The organism is Bradyrhizobium sp. IC4059 (genome assembly GCF_020193615.1).
GTDB classification, from domain to species: Bacteria; Pseudomonadota; Alphaproteobacteria; order Rhizobiales; family Xanthobacteraceae; genus Bradyrhizobium; species Bradyrhizobium yuanmingense.
Map to the genome: position 1 here is coordinate 89351 of NZ_JADYVH010000013.1, position 20622 is coordinate 109972.

17 protein-coding genes are annotated in these 20622 nt (G+C 64.4%); 8 read left to right on the forward strand and 9 right to left on the reverse strand.

Features of this window, described 5'->3' with window-relative positions; genetic code table 11:
• Positions 1-169 precede the first annotated feature (169 nt).
• Positions 170-2380, forward strand: a complete 2211-nt coding sequence (locus I6F12_RS31340) for a penicillin-binding protein 1A (protein ID WP_225157991.1) — start codon at positions 170-172, stop codon at positions 2378-2380.
• A 324-nt stretch (positions 2381-2704) separates the two neighbouring features.
• On the opposite strand, the gene I6F12_RS31345 is transcribed toward I6F12_RS31340, so the two are convergent.
• From I6F12_RS31345 to I6F12_RS31360, 4 genes are all read right to left on the reverse strand, one after another.
• Complete coding sequence (locus I6F12_RS31345) at positions 2705-3544, reverse strand: SprT family zinc-dependent metalloprotease (RefSeq protein ID WP_036023974.1); 840 nt, start codon at positions 3542-3544, stop codon at positions 2705-2707.
• A 217-nt stretch (positions 3545-3761) separates the two neighbouring features.
• On the reverse strand, positions 3762-5090 hold the full coding sequence (phaZ, locus tag I6F12_RS31350; RefSeq protein WP_036023987.1) for a polyhydroxyalkanoate depolymerase: 1329 nt from the start codon (positions 5088-5090) through the stop codon (positions 3762-3764).
• A 121-nt stretch (positions 5091-5211) separates the two neighbouring features.
• Positions 5212-6030 carry an ABC transporter permease gene (locus I6F12_RS31355; RefSeq protein ID WP_225157992.1) on the reverse strand — a complete coding sequence of 273 codons (819 nt, stop codon included), beginning with the start codon at positions 6028-6030 and terminating at the stop codon, positions 5212-5214.
• A gap of 211 nt (positions 6031-6241) precedes the next feature.
• Positions 6242-7045: an ABC transporter ATP-binding protein gene (locus I6F12_RS31360; protein ID WP_036023980.1), complete on the reverse strand. Its 804-nt coding sequence runs from the start codon at positions 7043-7045 to the stop codon at positions 6242-6244.
• Positions 7046-7164: 119 nt separating this feature from the next.
• Here I6F12_RS31360 and I6F12_RS31365 point away from each other — a divergent pair, with 119 nt between their 5' ends.
• Entirely contained in the window at positions 7165-8487 is a 1323-nt protein-coding gene (locus I6F12_RS31365; protein ID WP_109142077.1) for an ActS/PrrB/RegB family redox-sensitive histidine kinase, read from the forward strand.
• A gap of 102 nt (positions 8488-8589) precedes the next feature.
• Positions 8590-9144 carry an ActR/PrrA/RegA family redox response regulator transcription factor gene (locus tag I6F12_RS31370; protein WP_036002403.1) on the forward strand — a complete coding sequence of 185 codons (555 nt, stop codon included), beginning with the start codon at positions 8590-8592 and terminating at the stop codon, positions 9142-9144.
• Between the two features lie 207 nt (positions 9145-9351).
• Here I6F12_RS31370 and I6F12_RS31375 read toward each other — a convergent pair whose 3' ends face one another.
• Together I6F12_RS31375 and I6F12_RS31380 are read right to left on the reverse strand one after the other, a co-directional pair.
• Complete coding sequence (locus I6F12_RS31375; RefSeq protein WP_225157993.1) at positions 9352-9840, reverse strand: MmcB family DNA repair protein; 489 nt, start codon at positions 9838-9840, stop codon at positions 9352-9354.
• A 200-nt stretch (positions 9841-10040) separates the two neighbouring features.
• Positions 10041-11642 carry an alpha-amylase family glycosyl hydrolase gene (locus I6F12_RS31380; protein WP_225157994.1) on the reverse strand — a complete coding sequence of 534 codons (1602 nt, stop codon included), beginning with the start codon at positions 11640-11642 and terminating at the stop codon, positions 10041-10043.
• A gap of 161 nt (positions 11643-11803) precedes the next feature.
• Here I6F12_RS31380 and I6F12_RS31385 point away from each other — a divergent pair, with 161 nt between their 5' ends.
• Positions 11804-12496 carry an MBL fold metallo-hydrolase gene (locus tag I6F12_RS31385; protein WP_225157995.1) on the forward strand — a complete coding sequence of 231 codons (693 nt, stop codon included), beginning with the start codon at positions 11804-11806 and terminating at the stop codon, positions 12494-12496.
• A 2-nt stretch (positions 12497-12498) separates the two neighbouring features.
• Here I6F12_RS31385 and I6F12_RS31390 read toward each other — a convergent pair whose 3' ends face one another.
• The gene (locus I6F12_RS31390; protein ID WP_036038584.1) at positions 12499-12867 is read right to left on the reverse strand and encodes a helix-turn-helix domain-containing protein; all 369 of its coding nucleotides are present in this window, start codon (positions 12865-12867) and stop codon (positions 12499-12501) included.
• A 195-nt stretch (positions 12868-13062) separates the two neighbouring features.
• Here I6F12_RS31390 and I6F12_RS31395 point away from each other — a divergent pair, with 195 nt between their 5' ends.
• Positions 13063-13365 (forward strand): hypothetical protein, encoded by a 303-nt coding sequence (locus tag I6F12_RS31395; protein ID WP_225144836.1) that lies wholly within the window; start codon positions 13063-13065, stop codon positions 13363-13365.
• A 204-nt stretch (positions 13366-13569) separates the two neighbouring features.
• Here the strand turns inward: I6F12_RS31395 and I6F12_RS31400 are convergent, their stop codons facing one another.
• Positions 13570-14769: a PHB depolymerase family esterase gene (locus I6F12_RS31400; protein ID WP_225157996.1), complete on the reverse strand. Its 1200-nt coding sequence runs from the start codon at positions 14767-14769 to the stop codon at positions 13570-13572.
• A gap of 473 nt (positions 14770-15242) precedes the next feature.
• Between I6F12_RS31400 and I6F12_RS31405 the strand changes: the two genes are divergently transcribed.
• Together I6F12_RS31405 and I6F12_RS31410 are read left to right on the forward strand one after the other, a co-directional pair.
• Complete coding sequence (locus I6F12_RS31405) at positions 15243-16478, forward strand: LLM class flavin-dependent oxidoreductase (RefSeq protein ID WP_225130145.1); 1236 nt, start codon at positions 15243-15245, stop codon at positions 16476-16478.
• 241 nt (positions 16479-16719) lie between these two features.
• Positions 16720-18096 carry a cytochrome P450 gene (locus I6F12_RS31410; RefSeq protein ID WP_225130147.1) on the forward strand — a complete coding sequence of 459 codons (1377 nt, stop codon included), beginning with the start codon at positions 16720-16722 and terminating at the stop codon, positions 18094-18096.
• Positions 18097-18224: 128 nt separating this feature from the next.
• Here the strand turns inward: I6F12_RS31410 and I6F12_RS31415 are convergent, their stop codons facing one another.
• Complete coding sequence (locus I6F12_RS31415) at positions 18225-19064, reverse strand: glucose 1-dehydrogenase (RefSeq protein WP_225130149.1); 840 nt, start codon at positions 19062-19064, stop codon at positions 18225-18227.
• A 179-nt stretch (positions 19065-19243) separates the two neighbouring features.
• On the opposite strand from I6F12_RS31415, the gene I6F12_RS31420 reads away from it, so the two are divergent.
• Positions 19244-20209, forward strand: a complete 966-nt coding sequence (locus tag I6F12_RS31420; protein WP_057025911.1) for an HWE histidine kinase domain-containing protein — start codon at positions 19244-19246, stop codon at positions 20207-20209.
• Positions 20210-20622: the final 413 nt, after the last annotated feature.

The window sequence follows — 20622 nt, forward strand, 5'->3', positions numbered from 1 at the left end:
GCGCTCCCTCATCTTATTGATACGAGCGATCCTAGCCTTGCGGCCCCGGAAGCGGAACTGCGGCCGGCGAATGCCGCATCTCCTAATCGTGCGTTAACGCCGGGGTAACCCGGCCTTAAACAGCGACCGCTAGCGTCTCGGCGGGGCGGGCTGACCGGGCGTTTTGCGTATGGCGTGGGGAAAGAAAAAGGGTGCGCGGAAGGAGCCGCTGTTCGGCTTGCCCGCGGCGCTTGCCGATCTGCGGCTCACCCCGGCAGACCGCGTTCCCGGCGGCGACGACAAGCCGAAGAAATCCGCGAAACCATCCGCCAAGCGCAAGAGCGAGGATGCCGGCACCGAGCCGCCGCGCGAGCGCAAGGCGCCAGCCGGCCGCAGCGGCGCCAAGCGTCGAGCGAAGTCGCGTGGCGGGTTCGGTCTCAGCCGCCTGGTCTATTGGGGCGCGGTGCTGAGCCTGTGGGGCGTCATCGCGGTGATCGGCGTCGTGATCTATGTCGGCGCGCATCTGCCGCCGATCCAGTCGCTGGAGATCCCGAAGCGCCCGCCAACGATCCAGATCGTCGGCATCGACGGCAGCATTCTGGCCCAGCGCGGCGAGATGGCCGGCGCCAATGTCGCGCTGAAGGATCTGCCGCCGCATTTGCCGAAGGCGTTCATCGCGATCGAGGACCGCCGCTTCTATTCGCATTTCGGGATCGACCCGGTCGGCATCCTGCGCGCCCTCGTCACCAATTTGCTTCATCGCGGCGTGTCGCAGGGCGGCTCGACCTTGACGCAGCAGCTCGCGAAGAACCTGTTCCTGACCCAGGAGCGCACCATTCAGCGCAAGCTGCAGGAGGTGGAGCTCGCGATCTGGCTGGAGCGCAAGCATTCCAAGGACGAGATCCTGGAGCTTTATCTCAACCGCGTCTATTTCGGCTCCGGCGCCTACGGCGTCGAGGCGGCAGCGCAGAAATATTTCGGCAAGTCGGCGAAGGCCGTGACGGTCGCGGAAGCCGCGATGCTGGCCGGCCTCGTCAAGTCGCCGTCCCGCCTTGCCCCGAACCGCAATCCGGAAGGTGCCGAAGCGCGGGCCCAGATCGTGCTCGCGGCGATGGCGGATGCGAAGTTCATCACCGACGCGCAGGCGAAGGCCTCGATCGGCCATCCCTCCTACAACGTGAAGCCGGCCGGGGCCGGCACGGTGAACTACGTCGCCGACTGGATCGGCGAGGTGCTGGACGATCTGGTCGGGCAGATCGACGAGAGCATCAAGGTCGAGACCACGATCGATCCGAAACTGCAGAGCGTGGCGGAAGCCGCCATCATCGACGAGCTCGCGGCCAAGAGCGTGAAGTTCAACGTCAGCCAGGGCGCGCTGGTGGCCATGACGCCCGACGGCGCGGTGCGCGCCATGGTGGGCGGGCGGAACTATTCCGACAGCCAGTACAACCGCGCGGTCACCGCAAAACGTCAGCCGGGCTCCTCGTTCAAGCCGTTCGTGTACCTGACCGCGCTCGAGCAGGGGCTGACGCCCGACACCATGCGCCAGGACGCGCCGATCGAGGTCAAGGGCTGGCGTCCTGAGAACTACACCCATGAATATTTCGGCGCGGTGACGCTGACCCAGGCGCTGGCGATGTCGCTCAACACCGTCGCGATCCGTCTTGGCCTCGAGGTCGGGCCGAAGAACGTGGTGCGCACCGCACACCGCCTCGGCATCTCCTCCAAGCTCGAGCCCAACGCCTCGATCGCGCTCGGCACCTCCGAAGTCTCCATGGTCGAGCTGGTCGGCGCCTATGCGCCGTTCGCCAATGGCGGCCTCGCCGTGGCGCCGCATGTCGTCACAAGGATCAGGACAGTCAGCGGCAAGCTGCTCTACATGCGCCAGGCGGAGGAGCGCAACCAGGTCATCGACCCCCGCCATGTCGGCATGATGAACGCGATGATGCGGGAGACGCTTGTTTCGGGCACTGCCAAGAAGGCGGAGATCCCGGGCTGGCCGGCGGCGGGCAAAACCGGCACCAGCCAGGATTATCGCGACGCCTGGTTCATCGGCTACACCGCCAATCTCGTCACCGGCGTCTGGCTCGGCAACGACGACAACTCGCCGACCAAGAAGGCGACCGGCGGCGGCCTGCCGGTCGAAGTCTGGTCGCGCTTCATGAAGGCCGCGCACGAGGGCGTGCCGGTGGCGGCCTTGCCGAGCTCACCCGGCGGCTGGGGCCTGTCGAACCTCGCGCAGGCGGCCTCGCAGGTGTCGCCGCCGACGCCCGCGGCACCGCCACAACCGAACGCCGGCGGCTATCGCCCGCCGCCTCCGACGCGCGCCAATGTCCGGCCGGAAGCGGCGGCGGGGCTCGATGGCTGGCTGATGGATCGGCTGTTCGGCGGGAATCGGTAGTTGTGGGTTGGGACCCTTCGGGCCTCAAAGCACAAACTGCGAAAACAACCCCATGCACAGTAGAAGACGAGGTCCGGCGCGATGCGCGCTGGATGCTGCGAAGCGGTTGATGCGCCGGGATTAATCAGGCAAGCGGCGCAATCGTCGCGAAGTGTGGCGAGAATGGAGCGGTGATGCCTGCCCACTCTCTCCTGTCATTCCCCGCGAAGGCGGGGAATCCAGTACTCCGAGGCATCGAGATTCATAACGGCTGCTGCGGCGTACTGGATCGCCCGCCTTCGCGGGCGATGACAGCGCTGGGAGCGCGGCCTGATCTGCGAGGAACTAATCCTCGACGCCATACCGGTGCAGATCATTCCCGTACGTGTCGAGCCACTTCTTGGCGCGCTCCATCGACGGGCAGACCTTGCCGCAGACGCGCCAGAAGCGCGGCGAGTGGTTCATCTCGACGAGATGGGCGACTTCGTGCGCGGCGAGGTAGTCGAGCACGAAGGGCGGGGCGAGGATCAGCCGCCAGGAGAACGACAGCGAGCCGGCCGAGGTGCAGGAGCCCCAACGGCTGGACTGATCGCGGATCGAGAGGCGCTTGACCCTGACCCCGAGCTCGGCCGCGTAGACCTCCGCCGAGCGCTGCAGGTCGCGGCGCGCCTCGCGCTTGAGGAAATCGCTGACGCGCCGATCGACATGCTCGAGGCCGCCAGCGACGCAGAGAATGCGCTCACCGCTGTCACGCACCTCGGTCCACACCGTGCCGCGGGTGCCGGCGCGATGAACGATGCGATGCGGCGTCCCGCGCAGCGGTATCACCGTGCCCGGCTGGAACGGTGCGGCCTTCGGCAAGCGGCCGAGGCGCGCTGCGATCCACGCACCGTGACGCTGTGCGAAGTCCTTGGCCTCCGCAAGCGTGCCGCGCGGCGGCATGGTGAGGATGGCTTCGCGGTCGCTCGGATGGATTCTGAGCGTGTAACGGCGCGCGCGGCGGTGCCGGCGCAGCCGAATCGCAAAAAATTGCGATCCGTGGGTGATGACGAGGGTCTTCGGTTCGTGGGGCCTACGATAAAGGAGTGCGCGGGTGGCCATGTCTGTCAGTCCGGGGGGCAGGAGGGCGCCCGGATTTTGCCATAACCGCCGCCATGGGAAGCGCTCGGCGCAAAAACAAATCATTTGCCCAATATACAGCGGTCAGGCGTCCGGGAGACCCTACAGACTGGGGTTGGAACCGGCTTTTTTCGCCCCCGCTGGACGCATGCAACACCCCCAAGGGGTGAGGGCAGACTCACTCCTATAAAGCTACCTAAATACCGCGAATCTGGCGTGGAGTTGCGCCCGCCGGAGGCCGCGACAGGGGCCGAAATTTCGACGGGAAAGCCGAAATTCGAGGTTATTCAGCCGCAAGCGCCTGCAACGAAGCAGGATTCGCAGCCGAAACCATGAAGTCGTGAATCCGTGGCACGATCTCCGACTTGAAACGCGATCCATTGAACACGCCGTAATGTCCGACGCCCTTCTGGACGTAATGAACGCGGCGATGATCGGGAATCGCGCTGCACAATGTGTGCGTCGCCTCGGTCTGACCGAGACCGGAGATGTCGTCGTTCTCGCCTTCGACCGTCATCAACGCGACGCGCTTGACCTTGGAAGGATCGACGCGGGTTCCGCGATGGGTCATCTCGCCCTTCGGCAACGAGTGCTTCACGAACACGGTGTCGACGGTCTGCAGGTAATACTCGGCCGACAGATCCATCACCGCGAGATATTCGTCGTAGAAGTCGCGATGCTTGTCGGCGAGATCGCCGTCGCCCTTCACCAGATGGGCAAACAGCTGCTTGTGGGCATCCATGTGCCGGTCGAGATTCATGCTGATGAAGCCGTTGAGCTGCAAGAATCCCGGATAGACGTCGCGCATCATGCCCGGATGCGGGAACGGCACTTTGGTGATGACGTGGTTGCGGAACCAGTCGATGCCGCGCTCCTGGGCGAGATTGTTCACCGCGGTCGGATTGCGGCGGGTGTCGATCGGGCCGCCCATCAGCGTCATTGAGGTCGGCACGAACGGATCGCGCCGCGCTTCCATGATCGAGACCGCCGCGACGACGGGCACGGAGGGCTGGCACACCGCCATCACGTGGGTGTTGCCGCCGAGCACATGCAGCATCTCGATGACATAGTCGATGTAATCGTCGAGATCGAAGCGGCCTTCGCTCAAGGGCACCATGCGGGCATCGGCCCAGTCGGTGATGTAGACCTCATGCGCCGGCAGGAAGGCTTCGACCGTGCCGCGCAGCAGCGTCGCATAATGGCCGGACATCGGCGCCACGATCAGCACGCGCGGCTGCGGACTGCGCAGCGGACGGGCGAACTTGCGGTCGAAGTAGAGCAGCTTGCAGAACGGCTTTTCCCAGACCGAGCGGATCTCGACGGGGACGCGGATGCCGTTGACCTCGGTGTCGTTGAGACCCCATTCCGGCTTGCCGTAGCGGCGCGTGGTGCGCTCGAACAATTCGCAGGCCGCGGCGACCGACTTGCCGACCTCGGTGCGCGACCAGGGATTGAGGGGGTTCTGAAACAGCAGCTTGGTCGCGTCGGTGACCGCACGCGCCGGATTGAGAGAGGCGTGCGCCATCTCGTACATCCAGTACATCGGCGTCGTCAGGGCCGGACTGCCTTCTGCCGCCAGGGGCGGTGCGCCGCCGAACTCACCAATAGGCATCGTCATATTCCTCTTCGCATCGCAGCATACTGCCGAATGCGTAATATTGCGTCAATGCATGGTTCCGTACATCTACGTGCCGAAAACCGCCAAATCAGCGTGAATCCACGGGAAAGTGACTTTATTCACCGCCCGACAGCAGCGAGCCGTGCCGCTTTGCGCTGCGCAAAAGGGCAAGGAATGCCCCAAAAGATGCAACCAAAAGGACGGCGTTGATGAGCAACGCCTCCATCATCAGATCGCTCCTAAAGGTCTGCTCGATCAGCAGCGCGCGCATGCCCTCGAAGGCATAGGTCGGCGGCAACGCCCAGGCGACGTATTGCAGCCAGACCGGCAACACGCTGACGGGATAGTAGACGCAAGCAAGCGGCAGGATTGCGAACATCAACGTCCAGACGATGCTCTCGGCGCCGAGGCCGTTACGCACCACGAGGCCGGAGACGAAGATGCCGACGGACCAACTGGTGAAGATCAGATTGCAGAAGAACGCGATCAGGGGCGGGCCGAGGGCATAGATGTTGAAGTGAAACAGGAACAGCGCGAGCAGGGTCATCGGAATGATGCCGATCGCAAGCCGGATCAGGCTCATGACCATGAGCGCCAACAGAAACTCGATCGGCCTCAAGGGGCTCATCATGAGATTGCCGAGGTTGCGCGCCCACATCTCCTCCAGGAACGAGATGGAGAAGCCGAGCTGGCCGCGGAACAGGATGTCCCAGAGGATGACGGCGCCGATCAGCGTGCCGCCGGCGCGCGCGAAGAAATTGGCGTTCTCGGCGATATAATACTGGAGAAAGCCCCAGGTGATGACCTGCAGCGCCGGCCAATAAAGCAGCTCGAGCAGCCGCGGCCAGGACGACAGCAGCAGATACCAATAGCGCAGGATCATCGCGCCGATGCGGTGGAGCGAGATGCCGCGGTGGAGGGAGAGCTCGGTCATGGCCGTACCCCGTGGCCGGGATGGAAAGTGTCATCCCGGGGCGCGACGTAGTCGCGAACCCGGGATCCATAATCACAGGATTGAATTTGGCGAAGACTCGGATTTACCAGTCTCGCCTCACAGCTGCCGCCTGTGGTTATGGATTCCGGGCTCGCGCTCCGCGCACCCCGGAATGACGTCGCTCCATTGAAGTTACGATTACAGCTCTCCCTCACCTCACCGCCTCCTTCGCCCCGTTTGCCCGGCCGCGGGCGACGTCGAGAAACACCTCCTCCAGCGTGGTGCGGTTGTAGCGGGCCATGATCGCCTCGGGCGTATCGTCGTCCTCGATGCGGCCGCGCTTCATGATGATGACGCGGTCGCAGAGCCGCTCGACCTCGAGCATGTTGTGCGAGGCGAGGAGAATGGTGGCGTTGTTGTCCCGGCGATACCGCTCCAGATGCGCCCGCACCCAATCGGCGGTATCGGGGTCGAGCGAGGCGGTCGGCTCGTCCAGCAAGAGCAGCTCCGGCTGGTTGATCAGCGCCTTTGCCAGCGCAACGCGGGTCTTCTGCCCGGCGGAGAGCTTGCCGTTGGCGCGGTCGATGAAATCGCCGAGGTCGAGATCGGCGGCGAGCCTGGCAATGCGCTCAGTGAGGTTCTTCACCGCATAGAGCTTGCCGAACACAGTGAGGTTCTGCCGCACCGTGAGCCGCATCGGCATGTCGACATAGGGGCTTTCGAAATTCATCCGCCCCAGCACGGACGCACTCTCGTCCGGCATCTCGTGACCGAGCACCTGCACGCGGCCGGAGGTCGGCAGCACCAAGCCCATGATCATCGCGATGGTCGTGGTCTTGCCGGCGCCGTTGCCGCCGAGCAGCCCGGTGATGCTGCCGCGCGGCAGCGAGAAGGAGATGTCGTCGACGGCGCGGGTCTGCTTGTAGACCTTGACGAGGTGATCGACGGCAATTGCCGCGGACGAATCTCGATCCGCGACAGTCGGCCGACTTGAAGCCTTGCCATTCTCGGTCATGCTGGCCGTTCTTCTGCTATTGCATCGGCGAGCGCAAGGCTCGATGTAAGGGCTCCTCACCGGGCGGTTCCGTCAGCCCGGCGTCCGTGACCTTGGAAGGCGCCGCCACATTGGCCGATATGACCAAAATTGCCGATTCCGACTTCCATCACGCGCAGCGGCATATCCGGCTGGACACGATCCTGCGGCTGCGCTGGCTGGCGGTGCTGGGGCAACTCGCCGCGATCTTCATCGTGGCCCAGGGGCTGGAGTTCAACGTCGAGATCATTCCCTGCGTCAGCATCATCGCGCTCTCGGCGGCGCTCAACCTCGCACTCCAGACCGCAGCCAATCCGATGCAGCGGCTGGAGCCGATGCAGGCGGCCGGCCTGCTCGCGCTGAACATCGTCGAGCTGGCCGGTCTGTTGTTCTTCACCGGCGGACTGCAGAACCCGTTCTCGTTCCTGTTCCTCGCACCCGTGCTGATCTCGGCCACGGCGCTGCCGGCCCGTTTCACCTTCGGCCTCGGCCTGCTCGCGGTGGCCTGCGCGTCGGTCCTGTTCTTCTTCCATTTTCCGCTGCCGTGGGATTCCGAGGATCCCCTGGTGCTGCCGCCGGTCTATCTCGTCGGGGTCTGGCTTTCGATTGCGCTCGCGATCGGCGTCACCAGCCTCTACTCGTTCCAGGTGACCGAGGAGGCGCGCAAGCTTGCGGACGCGCTGGCCGCAACCGAACTGGTGCTGACGCGCGAGCAGCACCTGACCCAGCTCGACGGTCTTGCCGCCGCGGCCGCACACGAGCTCGGCACGCCGCTCGCGACGATCTTCCTGATCTCGCGCGAGCTGGAAAAGACGGTGAAGGAGCCAAGCATCGCCGCCGACCTGAAGACCTTGCGCGAGCAGACCCAGCGCTGCCGCGACATCCTCAGCAAGATCACCCAGCTTTCCCCCACCGGCGCGCCGTTCGACCACATGAAGCTGTCGGAGCTGATCGAGGAGGTGGTGGCGCCGCATCGCGATTTCGGCGTCGAGATCAAGGTGCGGATCGCGGTGGCCGCGGCGGCGGAGCCGGTCGGCTCGCGCAATCCCGCGATCCTCTACGGCATCGGCAACATCGTCGAGAACGCGGTCGATTTCGCCCGCACCACCGTCGAGGTGAACGCCTGGTGGAACCAGGACCATATCGAGCTCGTGATCTCCGACGACGGACCGGGCATTCCACCCGATATTCTCAACCGGATCGGCGAGCCCTATCTGTCGCGGCGACGCCCCCAGGATGATGGTGGCGGCGAACGGCGCGGCCTCGGCCTCGGCGTCTTCATCGCGCGCACCTTGCTGGAGCGCACCGGCGCGAAGGTCTCGTTTACCAACCGCATCTTTCCGGACCATGGTGCGGTGGTTCAGATCACATGGCCGAGACAGCGTTTTGAGGCTATCGAGACGCTCGAAGAAACAATAGGATAGCCGCGACCTTGCGTCGCACAACGGGGCGGGTCGACCATTTGCCGCCTTGGCACCGCGCGATTGCGACGCCATATGTCGATGCGCTGGAGAGAGGAAACAACCTTGAACGCCATTGCCGACCTGAACGAACAGACCGACCGCTCGCTGCTCATCGTTGAAGACGACAAGCCGTTTCTGGAGCGTTTGTCACGGGCCATGGAGAGCCGCGGCTTTTCGGTGACATCATGCGACACGGTCTCGGACGGGCTTGCGCAGATCGGCAAATCGGCGCCGGCGTTCGCGGTGGTGGATCTGCGGCTCGGCGACGGCAACGGCCTCGACGTGGTCTCGGCGCTCAAGAAGAAGCGGCCGGATGCGCGCGCGATCGTGCTGACCGGCTACGGCAACATCGCCACTGCGGTGACCGCGGTGAAGATGGGCGCGATCGATTATCTCTCCAAGCCCGCGGATGCCGACGACGTCGTCGCCGCACTGCTGTCGACCAACACGGACAAATCCGAGCTGCCGGCCAACCCGATGTCGGCCGACCGCGTCCGCTGGGAGCACATCCAGCGCATCTACGAGATGTGCAACCGCAACGTCTCGGAAACGGCGCGCCGGCTCAACATGCACCGGCGTACCTTGCAGCGGATCCTGGCGAAGCGCGCGCCGAGGTAGCGGTCGCATAGGGTGGGCAAAGGCGCGAAGCGCCGTGCCCACGTTCTCTATTTCGATCCTGATTAATTTTAATTGGTGGGCACGCTTCGCTTTGACCACCCTACGACACTGCGTAGCCCGGATGGAGCGCAGCGTAATCCGGGATTGGCGCGACGGGCTGCAATTGTCCCGGATTGCGCTGCGCTCCATCCGGGCTACGAAGTCAGCCTACTCCCAGAAATCCGCATGGCCCTGCGGATCGACCAGGCGGTTGATCCGCAAGGCCGCCGCCATCGCGAACCGCACCGTCATCTGCTTGCGGGTGGCGGCGGCGAGCTTGTGCTCGGGCGCCTCGCAATGCAGGTGCGCGCCGTAGGCGTCGGCGACGATCAGGCCAGTGTCATCGGGGAAGATCTCGCACGGCAGATCCTGCGTCAAGGCGAAGAACAGCCGGTCGCAATGGGCGCGGTATTCGTGCCATTTCTGATCGGCGCGCAAATCCTCGACCGACGACTTGATCTCGACGATCCAGATCTCGCCGCGCTCGTTCAGCGCGACGAGATCGGCGCGCCGGCCCGACGGCAGCGGCAATTCGCTGATGCAGGAGAAGCCGAGCGAGCGCAACAGACGCGCGGTGCCGCGCGCGATCGCCAGCGCCGTCTCCGACTGGCGACGATCCGGCGGCGGCACGAGTGTGATGCGGGCGGTGTTGTCCATGGCGGGAGAATAGCCGATTCCATCCCGCCCGTCATTCCGGGACGCGCGTAGCGCGAGCCCGGAATCCATAACCACAGGGAGACGTGTGGGGCAAAGCGGGCAACTCCGAGTCGTCGCAAAACTTCTTCCTGTGGTTATGGGTCCTCAGATGCGCAATTGCGCATCATAGCTCGCGACTTCGTCCCGCCCCGGGACGACAGTTAGGTGGGTGACGCCACCACCACGCCCTCGTTGCCGCGCAGGTCCAGCACGCCTTCGATCTCCTCACCTTCGCGATCCAGGAACGTCGACAGCAAGATGCTGCTGCCGAAACGGATCGCGCTGCTGGTCACCGCGACCGGATCGGGGCCGAGATTGAGCGCGACGATCACGGCCTTGCCGCCGGCCGCGCGGCGATAGATCAGCAGATCGCCTTGCGCGGCGATCGGATGATAATCGCCCGTGACCAGCGGAGGGCAGCTCTTCCGCAAGCCGATCAGGCGCTTGTAGAGGTTGAGGATCGAACGCGGGTCGGCTTCGAGATTGGCGACATTCTCGCGGATGTGGTCCTCCGGCAGCGGCAGCCAGGGCCTTGCTTGCGAAAAACCTGCGAAGTTCGAGGAATCCCATTGCATCGGCGTGCGGCAGCCGTCGCGGCCGACACCGATGCCGGGGACGTTCTTCTCGAAGGGATCGCGCACGTCCTCCGGCGCGATCGCGAGCTGGTGCATGCCGATCTCGTCGCCGTAGTAAAGCGTCGGCGTGCCGCGCAGCGTCAGCAGCAGCATGGCCGCGACGCGGGCCTGCTCGGGCCCGACGCGGCTCGCGACGCGCGGACGATCGTGATTGCCGAGCACCCAGTTGGGCCAGGCGCCGCGCGGCAATGCCTTTTCGTAATCCTCGATGATCTTTTCGATCGAGCGGGCGCTCCAGAAGGTCGAGAGCAGCGCGAAGTTGAACGGCATCTGCGCGCCGGTGAGATCGTTGCCGTAATAGGCCATGAGCCGGTGCAGCGGCAGATAGATCTCGCCGATCAGGACGCGCGCGCCATAGGAATCGGTGACGCGCCGCATCTCGGCGATAACGTCATGCACCTCCGGCTGGTCGGTGGAATATTGCGTGAGGATTTTTTCGTTCGGCGGACGGCCCTCGACGTAGTGCGGGTTGGCCGGATTGTCGCGGAATTCGGCGTCCTTGATCAGGTGCCAGATCACGTCGACGCGAAAGCCGTCGACGCCCTTGTCGAGCCAGAACCGCATCACGTCGTAGATCGCTTTGCGGACGTCCGGATTGCGCCAGTTGAGATCCGGCTGCTGGGCGAGGAAGGCGTGGTAGTAATATTGACCGGTGGCTTCGTCGAAAGCCCACGCGCTGCCGCCGAACTCGGACAACCAATTGTTCGGAACGCCGCCGCCTGGCGCCGGATCGCGCCAGATGTACCAATCGCGCTTGGGATTGTCGCGCGAGGACCGGCTCTCGGTGAACCAGGGATGCAGGTCGGAGGTGTGGTTCGGCACGAGATCGAGGATCAGCTTCAGGCCATTGTCGTGGGCGGCCGCGAGCAACGCGTCGAAATCGGCCATCGTGCCGAACAGCGGCTCGATGCCGACATAGTCCGAGATGTCGTAGCCGAAATCGGCCATCGGCGAGGGAAAGATCGGGGACAGCCAGATCGCATCGACGCCGAGCGATTTGACGTAAGGCAGCCTCTTGAGGATGCCGGCGAGATCGCCGACGCCGTCACCGTCCGAGTCCTGAAACGAGCGCGGATAGATCTGATAGAAGATGCCGTCGCGCCACCAATTCTCGTTGTCGTGAGCCATGCCGAAGACCACCCAAATCTGACGCCTTGCGCGGGAGAACGCGACAGCAACGCCCCGGTTCAAATTGGCAGGCCAATTGGGACGGCCGTGTGACGGTTGTTCCCTGGCGCGGGCCCGAATCTTTTGCTTGGCGGCCCGGCAAAAATCGGCATTGTGAGGCCATGACCGAGCAAAACGACAGCCAAGAATCCCGGCGAGAATCCCGGCAAGCCAAGGCGGGCGCGATCATCGTTCCCGTGACGCTGTTCGAGCAGAACTGCACCATCATCTGGGACGAGCCTTCCAAGAAGGCCGTGGTGATCGATCCCGGCGGCGACGTGCCGAAGATCCTGGATGCGATCAAGCAGACCGGCGTCACGGTGGAGAAGATCTGGCTGACCCACGGCCATATCGACCATGTCGGCGGCGCGGCCGAGCTGCGCGATGCGCTGACGGTGCCGATCGAGGGACCGCATGTCGCGGACAAGTTCCTGCTCGACAACGTCGTGGCGAGCGGCGCGCGCTTCGGCATGACGGGAGGACGCGATTTCACGCCCGACCGCTGGCTCGACGAGGGCGACAGCGTGTCGATCGGCGGCTTGCAGTTCGATATCCTGCATTGTCCGGGTCATTCGCCCGGCAGCGTGGTGTTCTTCAACAAGGATCTGCGGTTTGCCCATGTCGGCGACGTCCTGTTCGCCGGCTCGGTCGGACGCACCGACCTGCCCGGCGGCAGTCACGCCACGCTGATCAGTTCGATCAAGACGAAATTGCTGCCGCTCGGCGACGATGTCGGCTTCATCTGCGGCCACGGCGCCGGCTCGAGCATCGGCCAGGAACGGATGACCAATCCGTTCATCACCGGCGAGATGTAGGCTTATTCAGCGGCGTCCGCGAGTGCCGTCGCCTCACCGAGATTGCGCTCGCCCCACTCGCGGATTGCGGCAACGACGGGGACGAAGCTCTTGCCCTTGCGCGTCAGGCGGTACTCGACCTTCGGCGGCACCTCGCCGAAATCCTTGCGGTCGATCAGGCCGCTCATCGTCAACGCCTTCAATTCGCGGCTGAGCACGCGCGGGGTGATCTCGGCGCTGCCTGATGCGCCGCGCAGCAAGCCGCTTCTGATCTCGCCGTAGCGGCGCGGGCCGTCCTTGAGGTCCCAGACGATGCGCAGCTTGTATTTGCCGCTGATCATCTTCTGAAACGCCGCAACCGGACAGGTGCGCGCGGGAGACGTCTTCGCCATGTCGTTTCCTCCATGTGGAAGATTCTTGTTTTGACGCGTTTTCTTTACGCGAACCGGTATCCACTTCGCTCGAAAACGCTATGCGATGAGGATAGGAGCAACGGCGAAAAAGTCCATACTATCAATTTTGTCCATACTTGCGGGATCGTATCAAGCGCGCAGATGATGACGCACAAGACGAACAGGGAGCGTCACATGAAGCACTTCATGATCAGATACGCGTTCAAGAACGGCACGACGGAGGAATGGCACCGCGAGATCGGCCGCTTCATCGCGGCGATCGACGCCGATGCGGAGCTGAAGGGGAGGATCGGTTATCGTTGCCTGAAGCATCGCGACGACGGCAGCTATCTCCACTTCGCCAGCGTCGCCGACGATGCTGCGCAGAAAACGCTGCAATCGCGCGACTTCTTCAAGCACTACCAGGAGGTGACGCGGAAGGTCGCGGGCGGCGAGATCAGCGTGACGCCGGTCGAGGTGATCGATCAGACGGGGTAGCTTTTCGCGGAGCTGAATTGAAGCCGCCGCTACAAACTCCGCTGTCATCCCGGACAAGCGCAAGCGCAGATCCGGGATCCATAACCACAGGGAGATGTGGTTACGGGGACTCGGAGTCACCTCTTCGTGCCCAACTTTGTCCTGTGGCTATGGGTCCCGGATCGGCACGCGCTTCAGGCGCGCTTGTCCGGGACGACAGCGAGGCTACTTCATCAATCCCGCGGCCGTGAGCGCGCGCGTGATGATCTGGCCGAGGTCGAAGCCGCGCACCTTCTCGCCCTGCGGCTCGGCCGGCTCCGCGGCGACCGCGGTGCGGATCGAGCGGGCGAGATGCGGCGCGGGTGAGAGCGCCGGCTTCGCGGCAGGCTTCGTCGCGGGCTTCGTGGCGGATTTGGCTTCCGCCTTCGTCGTCGCGGCGTCCGCAATCCAGCCGGTGAGGCCGAAGAACTTTGCGATGTGGTAGGACGAGGAGATGCCGGCCTCGATCAGGAAGGCGCCTTCGATGCCGTAGCGCTGATCGTTGTCGGCGAGCCCCAGCGGCGTGCCGTGCGCCATGTCGGTGATGGCATAGGACTCGACCAGCGTCTCGCCGTCCTTGTCCCACCAGGCCTGGCGCGGATAGCCGTCGACATTGGTCTCGGCCATCGGCAGTTCGGGCAGGCCATGAAGGTCGAGCCATTGCTTGACGATCTCGTTGGCATTGCCGGGATTGACGGTGCGGTCGGCGCTGCCGTGCCACACCGAGACCCTCGGCCAGGGGCCGCGATGATCGGAGGCGCTGCGCACGAGATCGCCGAGCTCGCGCGCAGGACGCGCCGGGGAATGAAACATGCCATCGAGCGCCTCGCGCAAGTTCGAGGCGATGCCGTAAGGCAGCCCGGCAATGATCGCACCGGCCGCGAAAACTTCCGGATAGGTCGCGAGCATCACCGAGGTCATGCCGCCGCCGGCCGACAGGCCGGTGATGAAGACGCGCCTGGGATCGATGCGATGCGTCTTCACCATGTGCGCGATCATCGCGCGGATCGAACCCGGCTCGCCGCTGTCCCGCGCGGTGTCCTCCGGATTGAACCAGTTGAAGCAGGTGTTGGCATTGTTGATGCGCTGCTGCTCGGGCATCAACAGCGCAAAGCCGTAATGTTGCGCGAGCGTCGACCAGCCCGCGCCGAGATCGTAAGCGGCCGCCGTTTGCCCGCAGCCATGCAGCACGACGACGAGCGCGCGCGGCCGCTGCAATTGCGCCGGCACGAACGCGAACATGCGCAAGGCGCCGGGATTGTCGCCGAAGCCAGTGACCTCCTGCAGCGGGCTCGATCCATCTGCACCGCGGCCGGGCTCGGCGAAGCGCAGTCCGTCCAGCCGGGGCAGACGTCTCAACAGATCGATGTTTCTGGCTAACGACACGGCAAGTTCCTGGTGGGCGACGTTCAACGTCCAGCCCAACCAGATAGTTGCTGCGGCGCAAAATAAAAAGACCGTGCGCTGTCAATCTCGGGAAATTGGCTGAAAATCTGCAAGAATCCGAACGTATTAACCGCAACGTCCGCAATCTCGTGCCGATGCGCGGCGTATCCGCGCCGGAAATGCGGCGCCCATCATGACGAATGTCACAAATGACAAGAGCGAGGCGAGGAATTCTGCGCGCGCTGATTGTGAGGCTTCGCGGAGGTGTCGAACGCGAATGAAGGGACCCGCCCAGTCGCGCTGCGTGTCCTTATCGTGATGAAGCGCGAAGCGGGCGAGGACTACGCAACGTCTCGCTTGCCACCGCGCATGCCTGCATTCCACCGCGCGGGACATCGCGTGATTGCGTTCGTGCCGTCAGGCACGTAGCCTGACACGACCAACAAACAGAAAAATCAGCCGGAGAGACCGCCATGGCGCGCCTGAAGTTCGGAGCCTTTCTTGCCCCGCATCACCCGATCGGGGAGCATCCGATGCTGCAGTTCCGGCGCGATCTCGACCTGGTCGAGCAGCTGGATGCGCTCGGCTATGACGAGTTCTGGTGCGGCGAGCATCATTCCTCGGGCTGGGAGATGATCGCCTCGCCCGAGATGTTCCTGGCCGCGGCCGGCGAGCGCACCAAGCGGATTAAGCTCGGCACCGGCGTGGTGTCGCTGCCCTATCACCATCCCTTCAACGTCGCCCAGCGCATGGTGCAGCTCGACCACATGACCGGCGGCCGTGCCATCTTCGGCTCCGGCCCGGGCGCGCTCGCCTCCGATGCGCACACGCTCGGCATCGATCCGATGACGCAGCGCGACCGTCAGGACGAGGCGATCGGCATCATCCGCCGCCTCTTCAACGGCGAGCGCGTCACCGCCAAAAGCGACTGGTTCACGATGAACGACGCCGCGCTGCAGATCCTGCCCTTGCAGGAGGAGATGCCGTTCGTGGTGGCCTCGCAGATCTCGCCCTCCGGCATGACGCTCGCCGGCAAATACGGCATCGGCATCATCTCGCTGGGCTCGATGACGACGCAGGGCCTGATGTCGCTGCAGCAGCAATGGCAGTTCGCCGAGGATGCCGCCAAGAAGCACGGAACCACGGTGCGTCGCGCCGACTGGCGCGTGCTCTTGACCTGGCACATCGCGGAAACGCGTGAACAAGCCCGCCGCGAGGCCGGCGCCGGGCTGATGCGCTGGCACAACGAATATAATGTCGGCACGCTGCAGCGGCCGGGCCTCACCGCGTTCTCCTCGCCCGACGAGGCCGTCGACAAGACCGCCTTCGTCGAGGGGGCGGCGTCCACCATCGGCACGCCCGACGATCTCGTCAAAACCATCAAGAACGTGATGCAGGTCTCCGGTGGCGTCGGCGCCGTCATCGGCTTCGTGCACGACTGGGCCAATCCGGAAAACACCCGCCGGAGCTGGGACATGGTGGCGCGCTACGTTGTGCCCGAGATCAACGGCTATATCGACGGGCTGCGCAGGTCGCAAAAATTCGTGATCGAGAACCGCGCGATCTTCGAGCGTGCGGGTCAGGCCGTGATGGCCAAGATCATGGAGAACGAGAAGGCCGCCGAGGCGCTGAAGGTGACCGGCCCCGGCCGCGTCGCCATTCCCGCCGTCAACGCGCCGGATCTGCAGAAGGAAGCGGCGAAGCGGTAGGCACTCCACTCGTCGTCCCGGGGCGCGCGCAGCGCGAGCCCGGGACCCATAACCACAGGATGCGGATTTACGAAGACTCGGAGCTACCAGCCTCGCACCAAAACTCCTCCCTGTGGTTATGGGTCTCCGCCTCCGCGGGGACGACGGCGGTGGGAGTGACGATTTTGTGCGCAAGACGACCGCAGCTCATCGCGACCGGATCGTGCTATGTTTGCGGGGCCAGCCAACCGGAGCAATCGTCATGTCGATGCAGAATGTGGCCGCCCCTGCGCTTCCGTTCACTCCGCCCAAGCGCAACGAGCTGACCCACATTCCCGGCGACGAAGGCTGGCCGATCATCGGCAAGACCTTTCAGGTGCTCGCCGATCCCAAGGGCCATATCGAGGCGAACGGCGCCAAGTACGGACTGGTCTACCGCACGCACTTTTTCGGCGAGACCAACGTCGTGCTGCTCGGGCCCGAGGCCAACGAGCTCGTGCTGTTCGACCAGCAGAAGCTGTTCTCCTCGACCCATGGCTGGGACAAGGTGCTGGGGCTGTTGTTTCCGCGCGGATTGATGCTGCTCGATTTCGAGGAGCATCGCCTGCATCGCAAGGCGCTCTCGGTCGCGTTCAAGTCCGGGCCGATGAAGTCCTATCTCGGCGATCTCGACCGGGGCATTTCCGCGCGCGTCGCGCAGTGGAAGGCGAAGCCGGGCGAGATGCAGCTTTATCCGGCGATGAAACAGCTCACGCTCGATCTCGCCGCGGCCTCGTTCCTCGGCGCCGATATCGGGCCCGAGGTCGACGAGATCAACCGCGCCTTCATCGACATGGTGGCCGCCGCCGTCACCCCGATCCGCCGCCCCCTGCCCGGCACCCAGATGGCGCGAGGGGTGAAGGGACGCAAGCGCATCATCGCCTATTTCCGCGAGCAGATTCCGCTGCGGCGCGGCAATCACGGTGGCGACGATCTGTTCTCGCAGCTCTGCCGCGCCACCCATGAGAACGGCGCGCTGCTGTCGGACCAGGACATCATCGACCATATGAGCTTCCTGATGATGGCCGCGCACGACACGCTGACCTCGTCACTGACCTCCTTCATCGGCGAGCTCGCCGCCAATCCGGACTGGCAGGACCGGCTGCGCGCGGAGGTGCTCGCGCTCGGCCTCGCCTCCGGCGCGCCGACCAGCTTCGACGATCTCGAGAAGATGCCGCTGACCGAGATGGCGTTCAAGGAAGCGCTGCGGCTCAAGCCGCCGGTGCCGTCGATGCCGCGCCGCGCGATGCGCGATTTCAGCTTCAAGGGTTTTGCGATTCCCGCCGGCACGGCGATCGGCATCAACCCGCTCTATACCCACCACATGAAGGAGATCTGGCCGGAGCCGGACCGTTTCGATCCCATGCGCTTCACCGAGGACGCACAGCGTGGCCGTCACCGTTTCGCCTTCGTGCCGTTCGGCGGCGGCGCGCATATGTGCCTCGGCCTGCACTTCGCCTACATGCAGGCGAAATGTTTCGCGCGGCATTTCCTGGAGAATATCGAAGTGTCGCTCGCGCCAGGCTACAAGCCCGACTGGCAGATGTGGCCGATCCCGAAGCCGCGGGACGGGTTGCGGGTGAAGGTGAAGGCGGTTTAGGCGCCGATCTCGTAGGGTGGGCAAAGCGAAGCGTGCCCACCACGTTTCTCCGGGTGCAAACATCGATGGTGGGCACGGCGCGCGAAGGGCGCGCCTTTGCCCACCCTACGGCACCATCGCCGGAGCTGCTACGCCTCCTGGTCGAACGCCTTGCGCAGGGCCACATAGCCCTGCTGCTGCTGGCTCCAGTTGCGGCCGCCGGTCATGGCGCCGTCGACGACGAGGTCGTGGCCGTTGATGAAGCTGGATTCGTCGCTGGCCAGGAACACTGCGGCCTGGGCGATATCTTCAGGAAGACCCGCGCGGGGGATCGGCTGCGCGGTCTTGTAGACTTCGCGCATCACCGCCGGCGTCTTCTCGGCGGCATCGGTCGAGAGCCCCAGCGCCTTGCCGAAGATGCCGGTCGCGATCGCGCCGGGCGAGATCGAGTTGACGCGAACGTTGGATTCGCCGAGCTCCATCGCCACGCATTTGGTGAGATGGATCACCGCCGCCTTGGCCGCGCCATAGACCATCGACGACGAGAAGCCGGCGAGGCGGCCGGCAATGCTGCCATTGTTGATGATGCTGCCGCCGCCCTGCTTCTTCATGTAGGGCGCGGCGTGCTTCATGCCGAGCATGACGCTGCGCACCAGCGTCGCCATCGCCGCATCGAACCGCTCGACCTCGAGCCCTTCGATGCCGCCGGTCTGTGCCGGCCCGCCGGCATTGTTGAACAGGCAATCGATCCTGCCGAACTTGTCGACCGCGAGCGCGATCAGCGCCTGCATCTGCGCTTCGACGGTGACGTCGGTCTGACGGAAGATGCAGCTTTCCCCGAGCTGCTTCGCCAGCGCCTCGCCTTCCGGTACGCGCCGGCCTGCGATCACAATTTTGGCACCTTCGGCAACGAAGACTTCCGCAGTGCGCAATCCGATGCCGCTCGTCGCCCCCGTGATCACCGCAACCTTGTCGTCCAGCCTGCCCATGGAATGTTCCTGTTTTCGAGTGATTTGATGCCAAATGGCGAATGCCGGCCGCCGCCGTCGCCGCAGCGGTCACTATTCCTGCCCGCTTCCGACAAGGCAAGCTATGCTTGTATGGGCGGCATGCGTAACATCCTCACGGGCCGCTCGACCGTCGAACGCCTATCGCAACCAGGCAGTGCATGAGGAAGCTGATCGAGGAGTTCCGCAAGGGCTGGCAGGGTGCGGCGCCGCCCTCGCTCGCTCTGAGCATCGGCTTTGCGGTGGTCTGCCTGTTGGCTGCAACCCTGGTCCGCTGGGGCCTCGCTCAGGTTCGTCCCGACATCTATTTCACGCCGTACTTCCCGGCCGTCTTCTTTGCTGCGGCCCTGGGCGGATTCCGGATCGGCATCGTGACGGCGCTCGTCGGCGGCGTGCTCGGCGTCGCGCTGAATTTCGGCGATGCGTTTGCCGATCGCGCGCGGTTTGTCCTGCTGGCGCTTTACTGGACCGTGTGCGCGATCACCATCTGGGGTGTCGAGCACTATCGCACCATGTTGGCCGAGCAGCGCCGAATTTCCAGACGCCTGATCGAGGAAGAAGATTATCGCAAGCTGCTGGTCGAGGAGCTCCAGCATCGGCTGAAGAACAAGCTGTCGACGGTGCATGCCGTGGTGCACCAGGTGTTGCACGACCAGCCGCAGGTCTGGGCCCGGGTCGATCCGCGGCTGCGCTCGCTGGCCGCAACCGATGATTTGATCTCGCGGATCGACAAAGCCGGCTGCGACATCCGCGACCTTCTGATCTCCGAGCTCGGGCCTTACGGCCATGTCCGCTTCACGCTCAACGGCGAGCGGCTGTTCCTGCCGCCCAAGCTCGCGGTCACGCTGTCATTGATGTTTCACGAGCTTGCCACCAATGCAGGCAAGTACGGCGCATTCTCCTCACCGCGCGGTCTGTTGCAGGTGTCATGGACCATCACCGACGACCGCCTGACGATCACCTGGGACGAAACCGAAGGACCGAGCGTGGACAAGGTGTCGGAGCCCGGCTTCGGCACCAAGCTCTTGAAGTCGGCGCTGTCGGCTTTCGACGGCAAAACTGAGATCTCGTATCTGAAAACCGGGCTGCATTGCATCATGCAGTGCCGAATTCCACGAAGCGAGTAGACGTCGCAACATGTAAGGTGTGCTCCTTGCTGCCCGCGCGGTGGCGCAATCGCGTGTGGCACTTGCGCGACCTGAGCAAGCGCCTCGTCCTTCGAGACGACCGCTTCGCGGTCTCCTCAGGATGAGGCTAAGCGGCATCGGTGCTCGGGTGATATCGCGCAGCGCACTCCGGCCCTCATCCTGAGGGCCCGCCCACGGCGGGCGTCTCGAAGGATGGCCGCAGGCGAAATCGCTCCCACGCGGATACTTCGCTGTTTCGCCGAGCGCGTTGACGCTCCGTTAATGACGATCGCCAGCGCGCGTCGGATCGTCGCAAGTTTTCTCCAAAACACCCCCGTATTTCTCCTGACCCCTTAACCAAACTTAAGAGGGAACCGCGGAAGATCGCGCCCATTGCAAAGGCGCGCTGAAAC